The 25,379-nt window shown below is 63.2% G+C and carries 15 protein-coding genes; 11 read left to right on the top strand and 4 right to left on the bottom strand.

Translation table 11 applies throughout. The features are described 5' to 3' along the window. Nucleotides 1–12 precede the first annotated feature (12 nt). Both H2040_RS09335 and H2040_RS09330 read left to right on the top strand, forming a co-directional pair. Complete coding sequence (locus H2040_RS09335) at nucleotides 13–3,030, top strand: calcium-binding protein (RefSeq protein WP_287157003.1); 3,018 nt, start codon at nucleotides 13–15, stop codon at nucleotides 3,028–3,030. A 72-nt stretch (nucleotides 3,031–3,102) separates the two neighbouring features. Then, nucleotides 3,103–3,867: an ATP-binding cassette domain-containing protein gene (locus H2040_RS09330; RefSeq protein WP_287157002.1), complete on the top strand. Its 765-nt coding sequence runs from the start codon at nucleotides 3,103–3,105 to the stop codon at nucleotides 3,865–3,867. On the opposite strand, the gene H2040_RS09325 is transcribed toward H2040_RS09330, so the two are convergent. Next, complete coding sequence (locus H2040_RS09325; RefSeq protein ID WP_287157000.1) at nucleotides 3,864–4,250, bottom strand: bleomycin resistance protein; 387 nt, start codon at nucleotides 4,248–4,250, stop codon at nucleotides 3,864–3,866. The two genes, H2040_RS09330 and H2040_RS09325, sit on opposite strands and share 4 nt — an antisense overlap. An 89-nt stretch (nucleotides 4,251–4,339) precedes the next feature. Between H2040_RS09325 and H2040_RS09320 the strand changes: the two genes are divergently transcribed. The 8 genes from H2040_RS09320 (at nucleotide 4,340) to H2040_RS09285 (ending at nucleotide 22,194) form a co-directional block, all read left to right on the top strand. Then, on the top strand, nucleotides 4,340–5,908 hold the full coding sequence (locus tag H2040_RS09320) for an ABC transporter permease/substrate-binding protein (RefSeq protein WP_287156999.1): 1,569 nt from the start codon (nucleotides 4,340–4,342) through the stop codon (nucleotides 5,906–5,908). Nucleotides 5,909–6,047: 139 nt separating this feature from the next. Beyond that, the gene (locus H2040_RS09315; RefSeq protein ID WP_287156998.1) at nucleotides 6,048–8,597 is read left to right on the top strand and encodes a S8 family serine peptidase; all 2,550 of its coding nucleotides are present in this window, start codon (nucleotides 6,048–6,050) and stop codon (nucleotides 8,595–8,597) included. A gap of 186 nt (nucleotides 8,598–8,783) precedes the next feature. Then, nucleotides 8,784–11,906, top strand: a complete 3,123-nt coding sequence (locus tag H2040_RS09310; RefSeq protein WP_287156996.1) for a S8 family serine peptidase — start codon at nucleotides 8,784–8,786, stop codon at nucleotides 11,904–11,906. 121 nt (nucleotides 11,907–12,027) lie between these two features. Further along, complete coding sequence (locus H2040_RS09305) at nucleotides 12,028–15,354, top strand: calcium-binding protein (protein ID WP_287156995.1); 3,327 nt, start codon at nucleotides 12,028–12,030, stop codon at nucleotides 15,352–15,354. Between the two features lie 164 nt (nucleotides 15,355–15,518). After that, nucleotides 15,519–18,365 (top strand): M10 family metallopeptidase, encoded by a 2,847-nt coding sequence (locus H2040_RS09300; RefSeq protein WP_287156993.1) that lies wholly within the window; start codon nucleotides 15,519–15,521, stop codon nucleotides 18,363–18,365. Between the two features lie 112 nt (nucleotides 18,366–18,477). Next, a complete protein-coding gene (locus H2040_RS09295) occupies nucleotides 18,478–19,527 on the top strand; it encodes a hypothetical protein (protein ID WP_287156991.1) in 1,050 nt (349 codons plus the stop codon). 66 nt (nucleotides 19,528–19,593) lie between these two features. After that, nucleotides 19,594–21,012, top strand: coding sequence for an MBOAT family O-acyltransferase (locus H2040_RS09290; protein WP_287156989.1), 1,419 nt, complete (start codon nucleotides 19,594–19,596; stop codon nucleotides 21,010–21,012). 3 nt (nucleotides 21,013–21,015) lie between these two features. Further along, a complete protein-coding gene (locus H2040_RS09285) occupies nucleotides 21,016–22,194 on the top strand; it encodes an alginate O-acetyltransferase AlgX-related protein (RefSeq protein ID WP_287156987.1) in 1,179 nt (392 codons plus the stop codon). 26 nt (nucleotides 22,195–22,220) lie between these two features. Here the strand turns inward: H2040_RS09285 and H2040_RS09280 are convergent, their stop codons facing one another. Further along, complete coding sequence (locus H2040_RS09280) at nucleotides 22,221–23,000, bottom strand: PhoH family protein (RefSeq protein ID WP_287156985.1); 780 nt, start codon at nucleotides 22,998–23,000, stop codon at nucleotides 22,221–22,223. Between the two features lie 301 nt (nucleotides 23,001–23,301). Between H2040_RS09280 and H2040_RS09275 the strand changes: the two genes are divergently transcribed. Beyond that, complete coding sequence (locus H2040_RS09275) at nucleotides 23,302–23,835, top strand: gamma carbonic anhydrase family protein (RefSeq protein WP_287156982.1); 534 nt, start codon at nucleotides 23,302–23,304, stop codon at nucleotides 23,833–23,835. On the opposite strand, the gene H2040_RS09270 is transcribed toward H2040_RS09275, so the two are convergent. After that, complete coding sequence (locus tag H2040_RS09270) at nucleotides 23,832–24,458, bottom strand: PilZ domain-containing protein (RefSeq protein WP_022697310.1); 627 nt, start codon at nucleotides 24,456–24,458, stop codon at nucleotides 23,832–23,834. The two genes, H2040_RS09275 and H2040_RS09270, sit on opposite strands and share 4 nt — an antisense overlap. Before the next feature lie 59 nt (nucleotides 24,459–24,517). Beyond that, a complete protein-coding gene (locus H2040_RS09265) occupies nucleotides 24,518–25,126 on the bottom strand; it encodes a PAS domain-containing protein (protein WP_022697311.1) in 609 nt (202 codons plus the stop codon). Nucleotides 25,127–25,379 lie beyond the last annotated feature (253 nt).

The raw sequence follows: 25,379 nt of genomic DNA, 5'->3' as shown, positions 1-25,379 counted from the left end.
TGGCGTAGGCAAATGGCGCTACTTACTGGCGACGGCGACGACAACAACCTCTATGGCGGCAGCGGCGCCGACACGATCTACGGGTTGGGCGGCAGCGATCTTATCCGCAGCTATGAAGGCGATGACCGGCTCTTCGGCGGGTCCGGCAACGACAGTCTGCATCCCGGGTCAGGATCGAATGTCATAGATGGCGGCGATGGCGACGATTATGTCACCTACGCCTTTACCGATTTTGCGGACACCGCCCGCGACATTGTCATTACCGACACGTCCCTGACGAATAACGCAACGGGGCGCGTGGACAGCTTTCAAAGTATAGAACGCATCGTTTTCATGACGGGCGGTGATCACGACGATGTCGTGGACGCCAGCGCCGTGACCGCCATCCAGCTCAGCCTGGCTGGCGGTCACGGGAATGACGTTCTGACCGGCGGCGCGCTCGGCGATTCTCTCAGTGGCGGCCAGGGCAGCGATTCCCTCTTTGGCGGCGCGGGCGGTGACTGGCTGACGGCCGGCAGCGGACCCTCGGTTCTCGGTGGCGGCCAGGGACAGGATACGTTCGCCTTCGGCACGCCCGACCCGGGCGCGCCGCACCGTATCACCGACCTTGAAGCCGGTGAGTTCATCGACCTGACCGATCTGTTGTTCTGGTATTTCGGCGCGCCAGCCACGGTAATCGGGGACTCCGCCTTTTCCGGCGCGGAAAGCGAGGTCCGCTACGTCAAATCATCCGATCTGACGATTATCGAGATTGATGGTGACGGCGACCAGACCGCGGACCAGGTGATCCATGTCGAAAGCGGCGCCTTCGATTTCCGCGTCGTCGGCGAAGACGACATGACTCTTGAAGCGTTCATCGGCGACTCCGGCACGTCAGGCGATGACATGCTCTTTGGCGGCGCGGACGATGACGCGCTGTCGGGTGAAGACGGCGACGACACGCTTTACGGACTTGGCGGCGAAGACCATCTCTATGGCAACGCCGGATCAGACTCGCTTTTTGGCGGAGATGACAGTGACCGGCTCTATGGCGGCGCCGGGAACGACGTTGTTCGCGGCGAAGGCGGACATGACTCCCTCTACGGAGAGACCGGCGATGATGTGGTTGCCGGGGGCGGCGGAAACGACAATCTCCGCGGCGGCGAAGGCAATGACATCCTTACCGGCGGCGCAGGCAATGACTGGCTCATAGGCGGCTCAGGCGTCGACAGCATGACCGGCGGCGCAGGCGCGGACACGTTCCTGATCTACAGCCTTTCGGAACTGGCGGGCGGCGAAACCGTCATCACCGATTTCGAGACCGGCGACTCTGTCAACATGATTCCGGTGCCTTACACGGACTCGATCGACATCGAATTCATCGGTGCGGACGCGTTTTCCGGCACGGCGCGCGAAGTGCGTTACCAGGCTTCGGATGGCGTCACACGGATAGAGATCGACGTCGATGCAGACACGGTCGCGGATTACTCCATTCTGATCGCTAACGGCGAATTCGATTTGAGGGAGCGGTTTGACGGCTCCATCGTTCTGGAAACCGTCACCCTGATTGATGGCACCCCGGATGACGATGTCATTTCCGGCGGATCGGACAACGACAATATCTATGGCCTCGGCGGACACGATTTTATCGAGTCCCTGGCGGCCAATGACCGCGTTTTCGGCGGTCAGGGCTCCGACACGCTCGCAGGCGGGGATGGCGCGGACACGCTCTATGGCGGCGCCGGCGATGACTCCCTCATGGGCGGGTCAGGTGAAGACAAGGCGTTCGGCGGCGCCGGAAACGACACGCTGACCGGCGGCGGCGATGATGACCTGCTGAACGGCGCCGGCGGGAACGATGTCATTCACGGCGATACCGGCGCCGACAAGCTGGTCGGCGGCACGGGCGACGATACGCTTTTCGGCGGCGCGGGGTCCGATACGCTTGAAGGCGACGACGACAGAGATCGCCTTTTCGGCGGCGACAACAACGACCGCTTGTATGGCGATTCAGGCTCGGACGAACTCGATGGCGGGGCGGGAGACGACACGCTCATCGGCGACGATGACGATGACCTGATGCATGGCGGAGCCGGCGACGACCAATTGTCTGCCGGGCGCGGAGCCGATGTGGCTTACGGCGGATCCGGAGCGGATGAAATCACAGGCTATTTGGGCGAAGATCGGTTGTTTGGCGGGGTCGGCGATGACTATCTAAGCGGACATGATGGCAACGACATCCTCCGCGGCGGCGGCGGAAATGATAGCCTGATCGGCGGACGCGACGATGATAACCTGAAAGGCGGCGCCGGCGCAGATGAGCTTTCGGGCTTTGAGGGCGCGGACCGCTTGTTCGGCGAAGGCGGCAATGACGCCCTCTATGGCGGTTCCGGCAACGACAAGCTCCTCGGAAATGGCGGCGATGACTGGCTGAGCGGGGATGAGGGTGCGGACCTTCTCTCGGGCGGCTTTGGCCAGGACCAGCTGTTCGGCGGCAGTCAGGCCGATGTCCTGAATGGCGGCGGGGACAACGATACGCTGTTCGGCGGCGCGCACGATGACACGCTTCTGGGTGTTGACGGGGATGATGTGCTTGATGGCGGCGCGGGCGACGACATGCTGAAGGGGTTCACCGGCAATGACACGCTTCTGGGCGGCGGCGGCGGTGACAAGCTGAAAGGCGGCGAAGGCGACGATTCCCTGACCGGAGGCGGCGGACGCGATCTTCTGTTCGGCGGCGACGGCGCAGACCGGTTCATCCTCAGGGCGATTGGCGAGTCAGGCAAGACAGGCTCGGAGCGCGATATCATTCGCGATTTCACCAGCGGCGCGGACAAGCTGGACCTCTCACTGATCGACGCCGACGCCATCACCACGGGCGACCAGGCCTTCACCTTCATTACGGGCGGCTTCACCGCCGCAGGACAGCTCCGCGTCATCGACCAGGGGGGCCGCTGGCTGGTCCAGGGGGAGATCGACGGAGACGGCAACGCCGATTTTGCCATCCTTGTCTTTGGCGAAGCGCCGGTGGAGAGCGACTTTATCCTGTAAAATCAGCTGTGCTTGACCTTGGCGGGCGCGGGGGTCTTACTCGGCCTGTCTTCTAACCAGTCCGGAAAACCCGTGCCGGTCCTTTCATTTACCGATGTCGTGAAGCGGTATGGCGGCCAGACGGCGGTCGATTGCATCAGTTTTGCCGCCGGGGCGGGCGAGACCCTGGCGCTGATCGGCGAGTCGGGGTGCGGGAAGACCACGACGCTGAAGATGATCAACCGGCTGATCGAGCCGGACGCGGGCGAAATCGACCTGTTCGGCGAGGATATCGCCAGCCATTCCGGGCCGGAGCTGCGCCGCCGCATCGGCTATGTGTTTCAGGAAATCGGCCTTTTTCCGCATTTGAGCGTCGCGGAGAATATCGGGATCACCCCGCAATTGCTGGGCTGGCCGGCGGAAAGAATCTCCGAACGCGTCGATACGCTGCTGGACATGATGCGGCTGGACGCGAAGAGAATGCGCGGCGCCCTGCCCTCCGAGCTGTCCGGCGGCCAGCAACAGCGCGTGGGCATCGCCCGTGCGCTGGCCGCGGAGCCGCAACTGATCCTGATGGATGAGGCTTTCGGGGCGCTGGACCCCCTCACCCGCGACGAATTGCGGCGCGATTTCAAACAGGTTCAGAAGGATCTGGGCCTCACCGCCATCCTGGTCACGCACGACATGACCGAAGCGGTGCTGATGGCCGACCGGATTGTCGTGATGAAACACGGCCGGATCGTGCAGGACGCGCCCCCGTCCACGATCCTGAACGCCCCGGCCGACGCCTATGTGGCGGGGCTTCTGGATGCGCCGCAGCGCGAAATCCGCGCCTTTGCCGCGCTGAAGGAGGGCTAGTCTTGTTCCAGCGCAGCCCCGAAACGCAGCAGGTTTCCCGCCGGGTCCCAGACATAGAATTCCCGCATTCCGTAATCGAAGTCCTGCGGAACCGGGCTGATACGGCCGGGCGCGAAGGCGTCTCCGCGCGATTTGAACTCCGAAAACAGCGCGTCCAGCGCCCCGACATCACGCACGGTGATGTAGCAGGAGGTATTTTCCGCGATGTGGCGGCTGTCGCAGAGCCAGAAATTCAGACCGATATCGCCCCGCGCGGCGATGCCGAAATCACCGTAATCCTGCGTCCGGTCGAAGCCCAGCGTTCCCGCATACCAGGCAATCGCGGCCTGAATGTCGGGCTGGGCCAGCCAGGGATGGGCGCGCGCCCGGCTCAAAGCATCCATGAATCCCTCCCCAAAACCGTCATTCTAGGCCCGGAAAGCCGCCCGCGCCTTGCCGCGTCATTAGCAAAAAGCCATGCGGGGCGGCCGCGATGATGAATCTGACCGACGAATGGGCGCGGCTGCCCGACCTTCTGGGCGCGCATATGTTGCTGACCGCGGCCGCGTTGTGCGCCGGGGCGGTGATATCCCTGCCGCTGGGCGTGGCGTGCGCGCGGTCTTCGCTGCTGCGCGGGCCGGCTTTGGGGTTTGCATCGGTGGTGCAGACGATCCCCGCGCTGGCGTTCCTGGCCCTGATGGTGCCGCTTCTGGGCCGGATCGGGTTCGCGCCGGCCTTCCTGGCGCTGATGTTTTACTCAATGCTGCCCATGCTGCGGAACGCGATTGTGGGCCTTGAAGGGGTCGATCCGGCGGTGAAAGAGGCCGCGCGGGCGGTCGGAATGACGCCGCGACAGGCGCTTTTCCGCGTGGAGCTGCCCTTGGCCGCGCCCACGATCCTGGCCGGAGTGCGCACGGCGACCGTCTGGGTGGTCGGCGCGGCGACGCTTTCGACGCCCGTGGGCGCGCCCAGCCTTGGCGATTACATCTTTTCCGGCCTGCAAACGCGCAGCTGGGACACGGTTTTGTTTGGCTGTGTGTTCTCCGCCGGCCTCGCCATTGTGCTGGATCAGTTGCTGAGACTGGTGGAAACCGGCGTGTCGATGCGCAAACCGCGCCGCGCTCTGGCCGCATCGGCGGCGTTTATCGCCTTGATTCTGGTGGCGCTTTTGCCCGCCTTCGTGCGGTTTGACGCAGCGATATCGCCCCGAACCAGCGGCAAAACCGTAGAAAAAGCGCGCGATAACGCGCCCGGATTGACCGATTCCCGCATCGTGATCGGGGCAAAGTCGTTCACCGAACAGTATATTCTGTCCGAATTGATCGCGTTGCGGCTGGAAAACGCCGGCGCGCGGACCGATGTGCGGGGCAATCTGGGCTCCACGGTGGCGTTCGACGCCCTCGCCCAGAGCGATATCGATGTCTATGTCGATTATACCGGCACGCTGTGGGCCAATATCCTGAAGCAGGAGACCCCGATACCGCGGGACCGGATGGCGGTTCGCACGGCCGGTTTCCTGCTGGACGAATACGGCGTCCTGCAGCTGGGCGGTCTGGGTTTCGAGAACGCCTACGGCTTTGCGGTCACGCGGGAGACCGCCGCTGCGCTGGACGCGTCCACGATTGGCGCGCTGGGCGGGCTTGGACGGCCGCAGATCGGGGCCGATCCGGAATTCTTCGCCCGCCCGGAATGGCCCCGGACACAACAGCTTTACGGGTTGGAGAACGCCCGCACCCGGTCCATGGACTCCACCTTCATGTATGGCGCGGTGCGCGACGGCGCCGTTGACGCCATCACCGCCTATACCACGGACGGGCGGGTGGCCGCGTTCGACCTGGTCATTCTGGACGACCCGCGTCAGGCCCTGCCGCCCTATGACGCAGTCCTGCTGCTGTCCCCGGAAGCGGCGGACAATCCCGCCCTGATCACGGCGCTGCGTCCGCTGCTGAACGCCATCAGTCCCGAACAGATGCGGCAGGCCAACAAGCGTGTGGACCTGGACGGGGCAACGCCGGCGGAGGCGGCGCGGTGGCTGGACGGCGAGATCAGCGGCGACGGCTAGAAACGCAGCGGCGGCGCGCTAGGTCAAATTATTGTGAAACTGCCGGAATTCCGGGCCTGCGAACGGCGCCGCAATATCGACATCGGTCACGCGTAAGAAGTCTAATACCGGAAAAGCCATTTGCCAGAGCGAGCACGCCATGTCTGACGTCACCCCCGCCAAATCGGACCTCGACAGCAATCTGCAGGAGCTGGCCGCCGCCTATAATGACGCGGTGGAGCAATATGGCGAGGCGGCCGCGATATCGTCCCTGGGCGGGTCGTTTTCGGGTCTTGCCCTGCATGGCGAGTATGTGGTCATCGACGTCATCGCCGATATCGGCATGACCGACAGCCTGCTGGCCGACCTGACGGCGCTGGGGCTGGAGCATGGCGCTTCCTTCGGCCGGATGGTGTCGGGCTTGATGCCGATTTCCGCGCTGGCCGAAATGGAGGGCATGGACGGCCTGACCCTGGCCACCGCCAGCATCGCCATCGCCAATGTCGGCCAGACCACCAGCCAGGGCGACGAGGCGATGAATTCCGACGACGCCCGAGCCCAGTTCAACCTGGACGGCGACGGCGTGGCCATCGGGGTGCTGTCCGACAGCTTCAATAATCTGAACGGCTATCCGGCCGACCGCAACAGCGGCGATCTGCCCGCCGGCGTGCAGATACTGGAAGACCTGCCCAGCACGTCCGGCAATTTTCCCGGCAGCGACGAAGGCCGGGGCATGGCGCAGCTTATCCATGATGTCGCGCCGGGATCGGACCTGCTGTTCCACACCGCTTTCCTGGGGCAGGCCAATTTCGCGCAAGGCATTATCGAGCTGGCGGACGCCGGGGCGGACGTGATCGTCGATGACGTGATCTATTTCGCCGAGCCCATGTTCGCCGACGGCATTATCGCCCAGGCGGTGGACGCGGTTGTGGCCGAAGGCGCGGTGTATTTTTCCTCCGCCGGGAATAACGGCAACGCTTCTTACGAGGCGGCCTATCGGGGCGTTCGCGTTGATCCCGATACGATCACGATCAACCCGCAATTTACCGACAACGCCAACAGCACGTTCCACGATTTCGACCCCGGCGCGGGCATCGATCTGACGCAAAACTATATCCTTCAGGCGGGCGAGGAATTCCGCATTTCCTTCCAGTGGGACCAGCCTTACGCCTCCACCTCGGCCGCCTCCCCCGGCTCGGCCAGCGATTACGATATCTGGCTAATCAATGCGCGTACGGGCGAGGTGCTGGATTCCGGCACCAGCAACAGCACCGGCGCGGACCCGGTCGAGGTTCTTTCCTATGAAAATACGGGCGGCAATCTGCTGGAAGTCGCGGTCGTCATCGAGAAATGGAACGATCAGGGGCCGGACGCCGGCCTGATCAAGTTTGTCCATTTCGGCGACGGCAACCTGACTGAGGATAATGGCGAAAACGAAAACGCTACCTCGTTCGGGCATTCCATCGCCGAAGGCTCAATCGGCGTGGGCGCGGCCGCCTATTTCAACACGCCGGAATTTGGCATCGACCCGGCTTCGGTGAACGGCTTTTCCTCCAAGGGCGGGGTTCCGATCCTGTTTGACCAGAACGGCAACCGCCTCCCCTCCCCGGAATATCGCGAACAGCCGGCCTTTGTCGCGCCAGACGGCGGCAATACGACCTTCTTCGGCAGCGACAGCAGCGCCGACGCCGACAATTTCCCGAACTTTTTTGGCACCTCCGCCGCCGCGCCCCATGCCGCCGCGGTGGCCGCGCTAATGCTGGAGGCCAATCCGGACCTTTCGCCGGAACAGATCCGCCAGATCCTGGAAGACACGGCGCTGGACATGGACGATCCGGACACGCCGGGCTTCGACGCCGGCTATGACCCGGCCACCGGCTATGGCTTTATCGACGCGCAGGGCGCCGTCGCCATGGCGCAGAACACCGAAGGCGAAGGCGACCCGGATCCGGGCGATCCGGACACAGTGATCAATGGCACCGATGGCGATGACGGGCTGAGAGGCGGTCCCGGCAATGACCGTCTGAACGGTCTGGACGGCGATGACCGCCTGAACGGCCTGGACGGGGCGGACCAGCTGTTCGGCCAGAACGGCAACGATACGCTGCGCGGCGGCAATGGCGATGACTTCATGTATGGCGGCGGCGGAACGGACCTGTTCCGCGGCGGCGAAGGCGATGATTTCCTGAGCGATGTCAGCGGCAACAACCTGCTGGACGGGGAAGCCGGGGACGACACCATCAAGGGCGGGGCCGGCGAAGACGTGCTGATCGGCCGCGACGGCAATGACGCGCTGAGCGGCGGCGCCGCGCGCGACCGCCTGAGCGGCGGCGATGGCGCGGACACCCTGACCGGGGGCGAAAGCCGCGACATCCTGATCGGCGGCAACGGGGCGGACCGTTTTGTCTATCTGGACGCATCCGACTCCACGGGCGTTTCCACCCAGCGCGACCTGATCCAGGGCTTCCGGGGGAATACCGGCGACCGTATCGACCTGACCGCAATCGACGCCGACCCCTCCACGGCCGCCGACGATGCGTTCACGATAGTCGGCGCCTTTACCGGAACGGCCGGGCAATTGACCTATTTTGCCACCAGCAACGGCGATATCTGGCTGGTCCGGGGCGATCTGGACGGAGACCGGGAAGCGGATCTGGAAATTCTGGTCGATGCGCCGCTGGACATGAGCAACAGTGATTTCCTGCTCTAGAAATCAGCAGCTTGGCCCGCTCAGAAGGCGCTAACAGTGATTCTCATTTGCATGCTGTCTTGCGATTAGGTTAACTGCGCCCGGTAGGGGCCAGATCCCGGAGGAGGGATCCCTGCGAGCGTTGCCGGCGGTCAGGTCCGCTGACGACCGAGGGCGAGCCCCATGAGTTCTTGATGGGGATAAACCATGTCCAATACGTTCGATGGGGTTCTGGCCTACGAAGATTACGCCTGGCTGGACAATGATCTGAGTTTTGACGCGCCGGCGGATTTGCTGGGCGCGTCCTCGGACGATAACAGCATTTCCGCGCTGAGCGTTCCGGTCAGCGGCGGCCAGACTGGCTACAACCCTTCCGAAGAAAAAGTTGACGCCGGCGCCAGCGCATCTTCGGCCGTTATGGCCCATGGCCGCGGCGCGGTTTCAGCGGGTAAAGGCGCCCATCTTCCGGAAATCGGGGAGTTTGTTCCCTCAGTCTCTGACGACAATTACGGGCGCGACACCCTGTACACGCCGTCTGACACGCTGTTCGGCAATCAGTGGCATCTGGAAAATACCGGCCAGAGCGGCGGCACGGCGGGCGTGGATCTGAACGTGCTGGAAGTCTGGGACGACTATTCGGGCGAAGGCGTGACGGTGGGCATCTGGGATGACGGCGTCTCCTACACCCACTCCGACCTCGACGGAAACTACGACGCCGGCATGCATATCGAAATCGGCGGCAATACGCATGACCCCTACCCGGTCTCCGCGGATTCCGCGCACGGCACGGCCGTCGCGGGCGTGATCGCGGCCGAGAATGACGGAGCGGGCACGGTTGGCGTGGCGTTCGACGCCACCATCGCGGGCGTGGATATCCTGTCCGAAGGCACCGATATCGACACCAATGCCGAGTTCTATGGCTCGATGGCCGAAATGGATAATTTCGACATCACCAACCACAGCTGGGGCTTCACCACGCCGTTCGCGGCCAACCTGCTGAGCGCGGACACGTTCTGGACCAATTTCTTCGCCGGCGTTGCCGATGCGGTGGATAATGGCCGCGGCGGTCTGGGCACGGTCGTCAATGTGGCGGCGGGCAATTCGCGTGAGGCCGGCGACAGCGCCAACTCCTCCAACTGGATCAGCATGCCGGAAACCATCGCGGTCGCCGCGGCGAGCCATGATGGCGGCGTTTCCTACTATTCCAACCCGGGCTCCTCGGTTCTGATTGCCGGTCACAGCAACAGCACGGCCGGGTCGGGTATCTGGACGACGGACCGCGAAGGCTCCGACGGCTATGAGTCTGGCGACTATACAGGCACGTTCGGCGGCACGTCCTCCGCGACGCCGCTGGTCAGCGGCCTTGTGGCGCTGATGCTGGAAGCCAATCCGGATCTGGGTTGGCGCGACGTTCAGAACATTCTGGCCTATTCCTCCAACCACACCGGCGCCGATATCGGCGACTCTCCGGAAGGGTTCGAGCTGTTCGAGTGGGGCTGGAACGGCGCCGACAACTGGAATGGCGGCGGCCTGCACTTCTCCAACGATTACGGCTTCGGCCTGGTCGACGCCCATGCGGCGGTGCGCCTGGCCGAGACCTGGACGGACCAGCAGACCAGCGCCAACTGGGAGAACCTGGTGGCCGACACATGGTCCGGCAGCCAGTCCATCCCGGACAATAACCCGACCGGCTTCACCTTCGACTTCACGGCGACCGACGATGTCGACCTGGAGATGGTGGGCCTGCGCGTGGACATCCCGGACGGCTATATGGGCGATTACTACATCACCCTCACCTCGCCCTCCGGCACCACCAGCATCGTGGCGTTCGACCACGTGCCGGGCGATTCCGCGACCGACAGCTTCCTGTTCACCTCCAACGCCTTCCGCGGCGAGGACAGCGCCGGAACCTGGACGGTTACAATCTCCGACCGCTGGACCAGCCTCACGGGCACGCTGGAATTCGCGCAACTGGAATTCTATGGCGGCACGCCGGACAATGACGACCTCTATGTCTTCACGGAGGAATTCTCCGACTATGCCGGCGTTGACGGTCACTCCACCGTGTTTGGCGACTCCGACGGCGGCACCGATACGCTGAACGCGGCGGCCGTCACCTCCAACACCACGGTTAATCTGGGTGCGGGCACCGGCACGATCGACGGCGTGGCCGTCACGTCCTCCGGCGGCATCGAGAACGTCTTCACTGGCGACGGCGATGACTTCCTGATCGGTGACGATGCGGACAACTGGTTCCGCGCCGGCCGCGGGGACGACTCCATGTATGGCAGCGACGGCTCAGACACGCTGGACGGCGGCGAGGGCACTGACACGGTCATCTATGCGGCCTCCGCCGCGGGCGTGACGGTCAACCTTGCCTCCGGCACCGGCTCTGGCGGCCACGCGGAAGGCGATACGCTGATTAGCATCGAGAACGTGGTTGGCTCCAACGAGGCCGACTCCCTGTTCGGCGATGACGGCAACAACACGCTGGCCGGCAATGAAGGCGATGACGTGATCCGCGGTTTCGTCGGCCATGACGACCTGTATGGCGGCGGCGGCGCCGACAATATCAAGGGCGGCGGCGGCTTCGATACGATCTACGGACAGGGCGGCAATGACCGGCTCTTCGGCGAAGGCGGCTCCGACACGCTGTTCGGCGGCGACGGCGCGGACAAGATGTACGGCAACGGCAATAACGACATCATGTATGGCGGCGCCGGCGCGGACCTGCTGGCCGGGGGCCGGGGCAGCGACTCCCTTATCGGCGGCACCGGCAATGACGTCCTGAGCGGCGGCGAGGATGCCGACTTTGTCGTCGGCGAAGCCGGCGAGGACATGCTGTTCGGCGGCTCCGGCGACGATGCCCTGCTGGGCGGCGCCGATGACGACGTCTTGCGCGGCGACAGCGGCAACGACTCGCTCTACGGCAATGGCGGCGGCGACAAGCTGGAAGGCGGCGCGGGCAACGACGAGCTGACCGGCGGCGACGGCCGCGACCTGCTGTTCGGCGGCACCGGCTCGGACACCTTCGTCTATACGGCGCTGAGCGACTCCGGCACGTCGGGCAGCCAGCGCGACATCATCCGCGACTTCGAGAGCGGCGTCGACCAGATCGACCTAAGCGGCATCGACGCCGACAGCGGCACGGGCGGCGACCAGGCCTTCACCTTCATCACCGGGGCGTTCTCAAGCACCGCCGGTGAAATGCGGGTCATCGACCAGGGCGGCCGCTGGCTGGTCCAGGCCGACACCGACGGCGACGGCAGCGCCGATTTCGCCATCCGCATCTTCGGCGAGGCGCCGGTGGAAGCGGACTTCGTGCTCTAGCACTCCGCAGCAGATCATGAAGAAACCCGCCGCGTCCTGCGCGGCGGGTTTTTTTTGATCGAAGGGTTCTATTCCTCCCCGTAGCCGCTACTGATGTATGCGGAGATCAAGGGAGGGAATGATGACGCTTATTATCGGAACAACCAGCGACGATATTCTGATCGGCGGCAGCCAGTCGGATATGATCTATGGCCTGGAAGGGAGTGACGCGCTGTACGGAAATACCGGCGCCGACTATCTGGACGGGGGCGGTGACAGCGACTCTCTCTTCGGCGGCTCGGGGAATGACGCCATATCCGGCGGCGATAGCGGCGACTCGGCCTTTGGCGGCGCCGGCAATGACGTAATCTCCGGCGGAACCAACATCGATTATCTCTATGGCGACGCCGGCAATGACACGCTGATCGGCGGCGCCGGCTTCATCGAATACCAGGGCAGCCGCCTTCTTGATCCATCGGCCGACGACGGGAGCACCGACTTCCTCTACGGCGGCGACGGCAACGACAATCTCACGGTTGGCCTGAACGACACTGTGGATGGCGGCAACGACACAGACAGCATTACGGCCACTTTCCTTTCCTCTGGCGTCGGCGTCACCATCGACCTGTCCTCGAACAGCATTGCCGTTGTGGCCGCGGCATTGGGGGCGAGCATCTCCAATGTCGAAAATTTCACGACCGTGTATGGCAGCAATTTCGATGACACGATCGACGGCGGCGACGCCATGCTGAACATCCGCGGCGCTGATGGCGATGACACGCTGATCACGGCGCAAACCTTCGGCGCGATTGTCGCCGGCGAAGACGGCAATGACATCCTGGACGCCACTGGCGCGACCGCAGGGGTGAACCTGTTCGGCGGCGGCGGCAATGACTTCATCTATGGCGGCGCGGGCAACGACACGCTCGGCCCGGCGTCCAACGCCAGCATATATGCCTCAGTGGCGGGGACCGATTATGTCGATGGAGGCGACGGATACGACACGCTCGACTATTCCGACTCGTCCAATCCCGTCACGGCGGACATCACCGTGGATCTGGACATCGCCACCCAGCAGGCCATCGGCTTTGGCTCCCTGACCGTGGTGAACGTGGAAGCCGTTATTACCGACGCCGGGAATGACACGGTTTTCGGGACTTCCGCCTCCAACGGCCTTTCCGGCCGGATGGGCGATGACAGCCTCTACGGCCGCGGCGGCGCAGACAGCCTGCAGGGCGGCGGCGGCGCGGACAGCCTGTTCGGCGGATCGGGCAATGACGGCCTGAATGGCGGCGCCGACGCTGATATCCTGACCGGCGGCGCGGGGCTGGATTCCCTGATCGGCGGCGGCGGACTGGATGTCTTCAACTTCGACGCGCTCGCGGAAATCAGCTCTGACGCTATTTCCGATTTCGAACTCGTCGACCGCATTGATCTGACCGACATCCAGACCACCGATTCCATCGTTCTGGACTTCATCGGCATGGCGGCGTTCAGCGGCGCAGCCGGCGAGGTGCGCTATGCCAAGAGCGGCGGCCAGACGCTGATAGAGATCGATACTGATGGCGATGGCGGCGCGGATCGAAGCCTCTTCCTGACCAGTGGAGAGTTTGATCTCTCGCAGTCCTCGGGCGGCGGGTTCGTTCTGGAACGCAACGCCGACAGCGCGTTTTATGGAGATGGAAGCGATGATTTCCATCTCGGCAATAGCGGCGATGAGCTGATTTACGGTTATGGCGGAGTGGATTACCTGGATGGCGCAACCGGCAATGACGCGATCTTCGGCGGCGATGACGGGGACACTCTGAACGGCCGGGACGGCGACGACTCCCTGTTCGGGGGCGCGGGCAATGACTATCTGCGGGGCAATGACGGCGTAGACTATTATGAGGGCGGTGACGGAATAGACCGCATTTCCTTCTACGATCAGACCGCCACCCAGGGCGTCATCGCGAACCTCGCGCTGGGCTTTATCCAGAATGACGGATTCGGAAACGTCGAGTATTTCTCAGGCATTGAGCAACTGGGCGGCGGCACCGTCTATGCCGATACGCTTGTGGGCGATGATGGCGATAACGGTTTTATCGGCACCGCGGGCGGCGACTTCCTCTATGGCGGCGGCGGCAATGACGACTTCCAGCTGGAAACGGCGCCGGAATTTCTCGATGGCGGAACCGGGTACGACCGGATCGTCTATTTTACAGGCTCCACCTTCGTGGAAGGCGTCTCCGGCCCCGAGTTCATAGTCGCCTCCAGTGGTGTTCATGTGGACCTTCTCAAGGAACTCATCGTCGATGACGGGTTCGGCAATTCGGGATCGGTGAAAAACATCGAATCCGTGCGCGGCGGCACGATGGACGACCTGCTGATCGGCGACGGCAAGGATAACGCCCTCTATGGCGAAGCAGGCAACGACACGCTGGAGGGCGGCGTCGGAGCCGATGCGCTCTATGGCGATGACGGCGTCGATACTGTGCAGTACACGGGCTCGGGCGCAGGCGTGACGGTCAACCTGGCCTCCGGCACCGGCTCTGGCGGCGATGCGGAGGGCGACAGCCTGTTCAGCATCGAGAACATCATCGGCTCGGCAAGCTCGGATTCGCTGTTTGGCGATGACGCGAACAACATGCTTTCCGGCGCTGACGGCGATGACGTGATCCGCGGCTTCGTCGGCCATGACGACCTCTATGGCGGCGGCGGCGCGGACAATATCAAGGGCGGCGGCGGCTTCGATAATATCTTCGGAGGCACGGGCAATGACCGCCTGTTCGGCGAAGGCGGCACTGACACGCTGTTCGGCGGCGACGGCGCGGACAAGATGTACGGCAACGGCAATAACGACCTCATGTATGGCGACGCTGGCGCGGACCTTCTTTCCGGCGGCCGCGGCAGCGACTCCCTGATCGGCGGAACGGGGAATGACGTGCTGGTCGGCGGTGAAGACGATGACTACATCGTCGGCGAAGCTGGCGAAGACTTGCTGCTGGGCGGCTCCGGCGACGATGCCCTGCTGGGCGGCGCCGATGACGACGTGCTACGTGGCGACAGCGGTGCCGACTCGCTCTACGGCCATGGCGGCGGCGACAAGCTGGAAGGCGGCGCGGGCAGTGACTACCTGACCGGCGGCGAAGGCCGCGACCTGCTGTTCGGCGGCTCCGGCGCTGATACTTTTTACTATTTCAGCGCCGCGGACTCCGGCACGTCCGGCAGCCAGCGCGACATCATCCGCGACTTCGAGAGCGGCGTGGACCTGATCGACGTCAGCCTGATCGATGCCGATAGCGGCACAGGCGGCAACCAGGCCTTCACCTTCATCACCGGCGGGTTTTCCGGCACGGCCGGCGAACTGCGCGTGATCGACCAGGGCGGCCGCTGGCTGGTCCAGGCCGATACCGACGGCGACGGCAGCGCCGATTTCGCGATCCGCATTTTCGGCGAAGCGCCGGTGGAGGCTGACTTCGCGCTTTAGTAAAGAGCTTCAACTGTATGAATGAGGCCGGTTTCGCGACCGGCCTCATTTTTTATGTCTTTTATTCAAATACTGTCGTATTTCTGCTCGCTGTAACTCACGTTATCATTTATATATCCGGCGCAGATGGTCGGTTTTCGGCCACCCTCCTGGAGAATCACCACATGCTTATAAGCTTCATGGACCTGTCGCTGACGGGGAAGTCGTCCAGCGCGTCCAATCTGATCTATATCGATGCGGTCCCGGTCGAGGATGCTGAGGCCTCTGCGGCCCCTGTGGCGTCTGGCGGGGCGGGCGCGGGCGAATACGGCCTGGAAGGCCCGGTCCCGTTCCCGGAACACCCCGAGCGTGTTCATGGTGAAAATGAATCCGGATCGACGCCCCCCGTGGCGTCCGGCGACCAGAATATCGATGCGCTGCTGGTGCAGTCCTGGGACACCACGGAGCTGACCTATTCGTTCCCGACTTCGGCCTCCAATTATCTTTCGCCGACCGGCGGGTACGGCCCGGGAGAGGAACCCGACACGTTTGAAGCGCTGAATGCCGGCCAGATCGCCGCCTCGCGCGAGATTTTCGAGATGTACGAGGCGATTTCAACGCTGAGCTTTACCGAAATCACCGAGACCGACACCGTGCACGCCGATTACCGGCTGGCCGAAAGTGACAGCCCCAGCACGGCATGGGGATATTACCCCTGGTCTGACGAGTACGCGGGCGATTCCTGGTTCAACAAGACCTCATACAACACGCCGGATCTGGGCTCTTTCGCCTATCACACCTTCATTCATGAGCTGGGACACAATTCCGGCCTGAAGCACGGCCACCAGACCGGCGGCTTCGGCGCGATGACGGCAGACCGGGATTCCATGGAATTCTCGATCATGACCTACCGTTCCTATGTCGGGCATGACCTTGGCAGCTATAATTACTACACGAACGAGTCCGGCCATTTCGCGCAGACGCTGATGATGTACGACATCGCGGCGCTGCAGCATCACTATGGCGCGAATTTCGACAGCAATTCCGGCGACACCGTCTACACCTTCTCCACCACAACCGGCGAAATGCTGGTCGATGGCGTTGGCGTTGGCGCACCGGTGCAGAACGTCATCTTCCGGACCATCTGGGACGGCGACGGCGTCGATACCTACGACTTCTCAAACTATGCGACGAACCTGTCGATCGACCTGGCCCCGGGCGGCTGGAGCGATCTGGATACGGACGGCAATGCGCAGCGCGCCCATACCAACATGTATGGCGACCAGAGCATGGACACCCATGCCCGCGCCCATGTCTTCAACGCGCTGCAATATGAGGGCGATTCCCGCTCGCTGATCGAGAATGCCGAGGGCGGATCGGGCGACGATGTCATCAGCGGCAACAGCGCCGACAATACGCTGTACGGCAATGGCGGCAGCGATACGCTCTATGGCCTTGAAGGCGATGACGTTCTGTTTGGCGGGACCGGCAACGACTCCCTGTTCGGCGGCGCGGATAATGACACGCTCTATGGCGGCACCGGCGCGGATGCGCTGAATGGCGGCGACGGCGTTGATACTGTCAGCTACGCCGATGCGGAGGGCGCAGTCGATCTGAACCTCACCACCGGCGGAACGGCCGGCGACGCGGCCGGCGACACCTATGCCGGGATCGAGAATATCGTCGGCTCGCAATTTGCCGACTTCATCATCGGCGACGACAATAACAACGTCATCTTCGCCGGCGGCAACGCCGCCCCTCCGCCGCTTGGACAAGGCAGCGACATCGACGTGATGGCGGGTCCGTCCTCCTTCGATAATATTTACGGCATGGGCGGCGATGACACGCTCTATGGCGCAACGAGCAATGATTTTCTTTATGGCGGAACGGGCGCTGACCGTCTTTACGGTCTGGGCGGCATGGACACGCTCAATGGAGACGCCGGGGACGATATGCTGTTCGGCGGCGGCGACGGCGATATCCTGCGTGGCGGCAACGGCGCAGATATCCTGGACGGCGGCGAAGGAACCGACACCGCGGACTATGCCGGCTCCGGCAGCGCGGTCACCGTCAATCTGAATGCGGGAACCGGTATCGGGGGGCACGCCGAAGGCGACAGCCTTATCTCCGTCGAAAATATTACGGGCTCGGCTTTTGGCGACTCCCTGTTCGGCGACGACAACGCCAACCGGATTGAAGGCGGTTCCGGCAACGACGTAATCCGCGGCGGCGTGGGCGCAGATACGCTCTATGGCAATCTGGGGTCGGACAACATCAAGGGCGGCGGCGGCGGCGACCGTTTGCAGGGCGGCGACGGCAACGACCGGATGTTTGGCGAAGGCGGCAGCGATTTCATTTATGGCGGCGCCGGGGACGACAAGCTCTATGGCAATGGCAATGACGATCTGATCCGCGGCGGCAGCGGCGCGGACTTCATCATTGGCGGGTTCGACAACGATACGCTTTATGGCGAAGCCGGCAACGACACGATCAATGGCGGCCCGGGCAATGACCAGCTCTTTGGCGGCGCCGGCAGCGATATGCTGCTGGGCGCGGACGGCAGCGACAGCCTGTTCGGCGGCACGGCCGACGATACGCTCCGCGGCTTCACCGGCGCGGACAGGCTTTATGGCGAAGCCGGCGCGGACAAGCTGCAGGGCGGCGACGGGGATGACCTGATCGCTGGCGGCGGGGGCCGCGATATCCTGTTCGGCGGCGCCGGGGCGGATACATTCCTGTATCAGTCAGCCAGCGACTCCGGCGCGACCGGCGCCACCCGCGACATCATTCGTGATTTCGAAGGCGGCATCGACACCATCGACCTGAGCGGCGTGGACGCCGACACGGTCGCCGCCGACGACCAGGCCTTCACCTTCATCACCGGCGGATTTTCCGGCACGGCGGGCGAACTGCGCGTCATCGACCAGGGCGGCCGCGCGCTGGTGCAGGGCGATACGGATGGCGACGGCAACGCCGATTTTGCCATTCTGGTGTTCGGAGACGCGCCGGTAGAAACCGACTTCGTGTTGTAAAACCGGCCTGTCTGGCCGACTATCGCAATCCGCGCCGCCCTTGCTAAAAGGCGGCGCGGATTTTTTTGTCTGTTGTTTGCTCGATACGGCCAGTTCAGGACCCGACCGATTCATGTCGCATCTTTATCTTCACATCGGCATGAACAAGACGGGGTCCACCTCGATCCAGCGCACGCTGCAGAGGAATGCCAGCACGTTAGCGGATGCGGGTTTCCATTATTATGATGACGCGTCCAACCACACCTATCTGATCCAGTATCTTTTCAAAGAAAAGAAGCACCATATCCGGAGCATGAAAGCCCAGGGGGTTAAGGATCCCGTGGAGATCGACCGGCAATTCGAGAAAGACATAGCCCGTTTCGAAGCCTTCCTGGAGAAACATCGGAACGGCAATGTCATCCTTTCCGGCGAAGCGATAAGCCGCCTCGCCGCGTCCGAAGTCCAAGCCTTGAAAGCCTGGTTCAGCAAACGTTTCGACCAGATCGACGTCATCGTCTATCTGCGACCGCCCCGCAGCGCGATCGCCAGCATGGCCCAGCAAAGGATCAAGGGCGGGCAACCTTTTTCGAAAATTTTCGAGATTTTCGGGCGCGTCAATGTCTTGCCTTACCGGGAAGCCATAGAACCTTGGCTGGATTGTTTCGGATCTAAAAATTTGTATGTCCGCACTTTTGCGCGTGACAAGCTGGTTAATGGAGATGTCGTCGAGGACTTTTTCGCGGCCATCGGCCTTAGCGAAGCGACGCGCAAGTCTTTGCGCATCTACCGGCTGAACGAGTCTCTATCCCTCACAGGCGTCAAACTCCTGTCTTCCATGAACGAGGAATTCTGGCGTCACGACCACCGTTTCGGGCTCCATCCTCAACTTTTCAAACCGCTCCAGGACATCGCGGGCCCGAAATTCGGGCTTCCTGATGACTTCATGGACGACCAAGTCGCCAAGCATAAAGAGGATATCAACTGGGTACGCGAGACGCTGGGTCTGGATCTCCAGGCCAGTGACTCCAAGGTGCGCGACGTGACAGAAGAGTCTCTCTACTCCTTCACGCCTGACGAGCTGGTCGAGATCCTCCGCGTCCTGGGCCCGAACTGGCTGTTCGATCCGGTCGGCAAGGAGCGGGCGCCGGACAAGAGCGGAACGAGGCCCCCGGGAAAAGATTGATTGAGCCTGCGATACGCCATGCCATAAGTGGGCCTGGCGTATCGTTTCTCCAGTGCGCGGGGCGGCGTGGTTTTTTCCTCGATCGAATTCCTGTTTTTCTTTCTGCCTGCGGCCATCGCCGCCTATTTTCTGACCCCGCGGCCGGCGCGGAATTATACCCTGCTGGCCGCCAGCCTGCTGTTCTACACGTGGGGCGGCGGCGGTCTCGTCTTTATCCTGCTTGCCTCTATCGGGCTGAATTATTTCTTTGGCCTGCTGGTTGATCGCGGCGCGCACCGGGACCGGCGGTCCCTTCTGGTTACCGGCGTCATCCTGTCCGTCCTGAGCAATCTGGCGATTCTGGGCTGGTTCAAATACGCCAATTTCGCCGTCGACCAGCTCAATGGTTTCGGCGGTCTCGTCGGGCTGGAGCCGCGCCCCTGGACCGAGATCATCCTGCCCATCGGGATTTCTTTCTACACCTTCCAGTCAATGTCCTATGTTCTGGACATTGCCCGAAAGGAAGCGCGCGCCCTTCGCAACCCGCTGGATTTCGCGGTCTATGTGGCGATGTTTCCGCAATTGGTGGCCGGGCCGATCGTCCGATACCACCTTGTCGCGGAAGCGCTGCGCCAGCGCATCACGCGCTGGGACGATTTCGTGGAAGGCGCGCAGCGTTTCGGTCTTGGCCTGTTCAAGAAAGTCGTCATCGCCGACAGCGTGGGGCAGATCGCCCAGGCCGTCTTCGATACGCCCGCGCACGATCTGACCACTCCGGCCGCCTGGCTGGGCGTGGTTGCCTACACCCTGCAGATCTATTTCGACTTCTCCGCATATTCGGACATGGCAATCGGGCTGGGCCGCATTTTCGGATTCCGGTTCCCGGAAAATTTCGATCGGCCTTATTCCGCCCTCACCGTCACCGATTTCTGGCGGCGCTGGCACATGACCCTGACCAACTGGTTCCGGGACTATGTCTATATTCCGCTGGGCGGAAACCGCGCGGGGGCGGGGCGCACCTATCTGAATCTCTGGATCGTTTTCCTGCTGACCGGCCTCTGGCACGGCGCGGCCTGGACCTTCCTGATATGGGGCGTCTATCACGGGGCCTTGCTGGTGCTTGAGCGTTTGCTGGGCTGGCGCGACGTCGCCCCCTCCCCATGGCGGCGGGCCTTGACGCTGTTCCTTGTGATGATGGGCTGGGTCATTTTCCGGGCAGACGGGTTCGATCAGGCGCTTGTCATGTACCGCGCCCTGTTCGCGTTCGAATTCGGGGCCACCGCTTTTGCAGTCTCCGACGCCCTCACCACGAAGAACGTGCTGATACTGGCGCTTGCGGCGCTTGTCTTCTTCCTTCCGCGCAACTTCAACGCGCGCAGGTTGCTGGAGAGCCGCACCCGATGGGCCGACGCCTGTGCCGGGGCGCTGATGCTCGGGGGCGTTCCACTGGCGCTTCTGTGGGTCATTACAGGCGCGTTTTCCGCTTTCATCTACTTCCAGTTCTAGCCCATGCGCCGCTTCTATCGATCCTTCCTGGTCCTGTTCCTTGTGCTCGCCCTGCCGCTGCTGGGACTGGGCATATTGTTTCCCGCCGATACGGGCGACCTGAACCGCCGGCCGGTCCCATATCCCGATGTCCGCGCAGACAGGCTTTTCGATGCGGGATTCTACGCGGATCTGGGCGAAGCGCTTGCGGACCGGATCACGGCGCGCGCTTTCTGGCGTTCGCTGGATGCCGCCATTGATTACGAGGTGTTGCGCGATACGCCTTCCGACCGGGTCGTCGTGGGCCGTGAAGACTGGCTCTATTACCAACCCGCTCTGGATATCGAGCGGCGGCCCCTGTCGGATGCGCAGGAAACCCGCTCGGCCATGCTGTCCATCGCCAGCGCCGCGCCCACAGAGATCGATTTCTATTTTGCCTTCGCGCCTAACAAGGCGACCATCTATCCCGAATATTTGCCGCGGCGCTATCGGGCCTCCCGCGCCGGGGGCGACCGGAATATCGACGCGCTTCGCGCGGCGCTTGCCGACGGTCCCGGGTTTGTTGATCTGTGGTCGCCAATGCGGGAAGCCCGGCGGCAGAACGGCCCGGAGCCATTGCTCTATTTCAAAAGGGACACGCACTGGAACGGCTACGGCGCCGCGGTGGCCGCCGAGGCGATCATGGACGCCATCGCCCCCGGCATTTGGGATTCCGGCGCCGTCCAGCCAACGGACGTTCGGATCGACCAGCAGGATCTGGACAGGATTGCCGGCTTGTGGCGGTCGTTCGAGCGAGAGACCCATTCCGCGGTGCGGGAAGGCGTGACTCTGGAGGCCACGGACATGGCCGCCGATATGGCCGAGCTGGTGCATGTTTGGCGCGCCTCAGGCCAGGCCGGGGCGCCGGTCGTGAACCAGAAACTGGTGGTCATTCACGACAGCTTCGGAACCGCGCTGGAGAGGTTGCTGCCGCCCTATTTCCGCGACACCGCTTTCATCCACATCGATGCGCTGGCGTCACCCGAAGCGCATACGGCGATCCGGGACGCCGATATCGTAGTCATGCTTCTGGTGGAACGGAAAATCTACAGAATGCGCCCGGGTTCTCCCCTGCCCCCGCAGCGCAGGTCACGGGAACTCCAGAGCCTGTTGGAAAGCCTGAACACGGCCGGAGCGCCAAAAAGGAAAACGGGCGGACCATAAATAACGGCCCGCCCGATCCCTTTTCTCTACAAAACGTCCAGCATGCAGGCGACCAGCGGGTGGCGGACGATGTCTTCCTGGCCCAGCCGGATGACGGAGACGTCCTCAAGCGCGCTGAGACGGTCGGCGATATCGCCAAGGCCGGACATTTCCGGCAGCAGGTCGCTCTGCTGCGGATCGCCCGTGACTACCATGGTGGAGTGCCAGCCCAGCCGCGTCAGCAGCATCTTCAACTGGCCGAAGGTGCAGTTCTGCGCCTCGTCGATGACCACGAAGGCGTTGTTCAGCGTGCGGCCGCGCATATAGCCGACCGGCGCGATTTCGATCATCCCCTCGCTCATCAGCTGCTTGAGCTTTTTCGGCGACAGGCGGTCGGAGAGCGCGTCGTAAAGCGGGCGCAGATACGGGGCCAGCTTGTCTTCCAGCGCGCCGGGCAGGTAACCGATGGATTCCCCGGCCTCGACCGCCGGACGGGAGAGGACGATGCGGCCCACTTCGCCTTTTTCCAGCGCTTCCACCGCCTTGGCGACGGCCAGATAGGTCTTGCCGGTGCCCGCGGGCCCCAGCGCCATCACAAGGTTGCGGGTCTCGATCGCCTTGATCAGCTCCCCCTGCCCCTTGGACCGGGGTTTTATGTTCTTGGTGTAGCGCTGATCCCTGTTCTTCTCGGCGATCCTGTCGGCCTGATCCGGGTCATAACGGACGTGATCCGGAAACAGCGCGCGAACTTTCGATTCTTCATCCCGATAGTGGTCGGTGTTGAATTCGCCCTGGTTCATGCGCCGTTTTACGGAACGTTTGGCCATCAGGTCATCTCCTATGGTCAGGGTTAAGCGTCGCGCCGGCCAGGCGCGTCGCAGGGATTTGGAAGCAGAGTGAAAGAAGGGCTGGTAAGCGGCGGGGCCGCTTTCCGGGCGGGGTTTGAAGGCCCCATTGACGCAAGCAAGGCGTCAAGATCATGCCCTCGAGCTATCGCCGGCCAGGCCGGCGCGCGGTGGCGACTCGAATTTCCGAATCGCACTGTTAGTGTGAGTTTAACCAATGAAAAAAGTCTGACCGCCAGAGACGTAAAAGTTTCATGCGCGATTAAATGGAGGCGTTGCCGATATGCCGCTTTATGCCCTTGGAGACGATCAGCCGCAGCTGCCCGGGGACGGTTCAGCCTGGGTCGCGCCGGACGCCGCGCTGATCGGGAAGATCATCCTGAAACGCAATGCCAGCGTCTGGTTCAACGCCGTCTTGCGCGGCGATAACGAGCCCATCGTGATTGGCGAGGACTCCAATGTTCAGGACGGGACGGTCATGCACACGGACATGGGTTTCCCACTGACCATCGGCAAAGGCGTCACAATCGGCCACCAGGCCATGCTGCATGGCTGCACCGTGGGCGATTATTCCCTGATCGGGATCGGGGCGACCCTGCTGAACAATGTGAAGATCGGGAAGAATTGCATTGTCGGGGCGCACGCCCTGCTGACCGAGAACAAGGAAATTCCCGATAATTCCCTGGTGGTCGGCGCGCCGGCGAAAGTCATCCGCACGCTGGATGATGAAACCGCGGAAATGCTGAAAGCCTCCGCCGATCATTATGTGAAAAACGCCCGGCGCTTCGGCGCGGAGCTGCGCCAGGTGGACGGCTAGGCCGCTTCCGGGCCTGCGTCGCGGGTCCGGGCCTCGGGCGGGTCCAGCTTGATGGCGAACCCGTCCGGCAGATGCCGGGCCACGACGCCGGAAAGCCGGCCCAGTGAAACTTTCGCGTCCACCGGCGGGCGCGTCTCGCTTTGGAACGCCATCCCGGTTGTGGACACGTCAATCAGCTCGGCGAGAATTTCCTGACCGCCCTCCAGCCCGATGCGGGCGCGGCCCCGGCGCGGCAGGCGCGGCGCGCTGCGGTCATCGCCGATTTCCATACGCTCCCTGTTCAGCCGCCAGGTCAGTTCGTCGGCCAGACGTTCGCGTTTGCGCGGACCGGCGCTGAGCCGCACCGCAAACCCGTCCGGGGTTTCACGCGCCACCACGCCCTCCAGCCGGCCCAGCCCTTCGACATTAACGACGACCCGCGCGCCCTTTTCCAGCAGCCATGCGGCCGTGAAGCGCGCGCCGCCGGGGGAAATGTCCTCCAGCGTGGCGGAATGTTCGGTGCCGTCCGGGGCCAGAAAACGCGCTTTCAGCGGGATTTCCACGCGCTGCCAGCGCCGCGCATCGGCGGCGCCGCGCGCGGCCACGCGGGCTTTTCGCTTGTCCAGACGAAGGGCGTCAGACATGGGTCTCCTCGCTCCCATGACGGGAGCGTGGAGACTAGCGGCATCGTTTTAAGAACTTTTTAAGCGGGCTGGCTGGTTTCGTTATCCGCCACCAGACGCAGATGCGGGCGGCCGCCATTCTGTTGCGGCATGGGCGGCATGTGGGATGCGGCCGGGGCCGGTTTGTGAACCGCCACGCGAGCGCTGGGCGGATACACCGTCATCAGGCGCTGGTTCACAAGGGGACGCCCGCGCAGGCTTTCGGTCGGGGCCAGCGGCTGGAACAGGCCCAGGAAACGGTCCAGGCGCGAGGCCGGCGACATTAGCGGCGCCAGCAGGATTTCCGCCTCCACCTTCATGCCGTCAATGGTTTCCGCCTCGGCCAGCGCGCCGGTCGGGGCCGGGTTCTGGGAGGCCGCGGCCAGCATCGCCTTCATATGGGCGCGGTCGGCGCCGTTCCACATGGACAGGAAATTATGGTCGCGGAATTCACGCCGGTACAGCTCGCAAAGCCCCGTTCCGGCCAGCCGGAAAAGCGCATGATCACTATCAACCCGCTGTAAAATGAAGAGATGGCTCAGCAGGCTGGAAAGGTCCCCCGGCGACACATCGGTGCGCAATGGCGCAATGCGGCCGCGGCGGATGGTTTCCCAGTAATTGGCGAGCGCGCGTGTATTGGCGTGGCGCATTTTGAAAATCCCGAGTGGCGTAATTTCAGTTGAACCGCTCCACAGCATGCGCCGTGCCAGTCCGCCCAAATCCTTAAAAATAGCGCCCTGTTCGCCTCGGGAGGGAAACCGGCGCCCTCCTTGCTTCCTGTCAGGCGAACCACATGGGAGCTGGGCTATGAGCGTATCATGGCGACACATAATTCTGGCGGGCGCATCAACCCTGCTGATGGCGGGCGCGGCCGAGGCCGGCTGCACCCGCCATCAGCAGGGT

Source organism: Euryhalocaulis sp., assembly GCF_013911995.1.
In the GTDB taxonomy this organism is placed as follows: Bacteria; Pseudomonadota; Alphaproteobacteria; order Caulobacterales; family Maricaulaceae; genus Euryhalocaulis; species Euryhalocaulis caribicus.
The sequence above is the reverse complement of the archived record's forward strand: the minus strand, read 5'-3'. Positions and strand labels throughout refer to the sequence as shown.